Here is a 356-nt window from a genome sequence, read left to right on the forward strand (position 1 = left end):
GGCGTCCGGTTCGGCCTTCAGTTCGGCTTCCAGGGCTTCGATTTCCTGGCGGATGGCCTCGTGTTCGGCGCGTTTGCGTTGGAGGAATTCGCGGGTGAGGCGGGCTTTGCGGGTGATGCCGGCGGGGGTGAGCTGGTAGAGGTAGCGTTGTTTCTGGCCGCTTTGGGCGAAGTTGTGGGCTTTCACCCAGCCTTTGTCGATGACGGCCCTGAGGCAGTAGTGGGTGCTGCCGATGGATACGCCCAGTTCTGCGGCCAGGTCGCGCTGTGTGAGCTGCGGGTTGTCCTGGAGCAGTCGCAGGAGGCGGTATTGGATGTCTTCGCGCTGCATGGGGGGGTGTTTGGGCACGCTACCGC

Annotated in this window: 1 protein-coding gene; it reads right to left on the bottom strand. The window is 64.0% G+C overall.

Going from position 1 to position 356, the window contains the following annotated elements; translation table 11 throughout:
- On the bottom strand, positions 1 to 330 hold a 330-nt coding region (locus LPW29_RS15420), incomplete at its 3' end, for a MarR family EPS-associated transcriptional regulator (protein ID WP_238628741.1).
- Positions 331 to 356 lie beyond the last annotated feature (26 nt).

This window comes from Ectothiorhodospira sp. 9100 (assembly GCF_022227565.1).
GTDB classification, from domain to species: domain Bacteria; phylum Pseudomonadota; class Gammaproteobacteria; order Ectothiorhodospirales; family Ectothiorhodospiraceae; genus Ectothiorhodospira; species Ectothiorhodospira marina.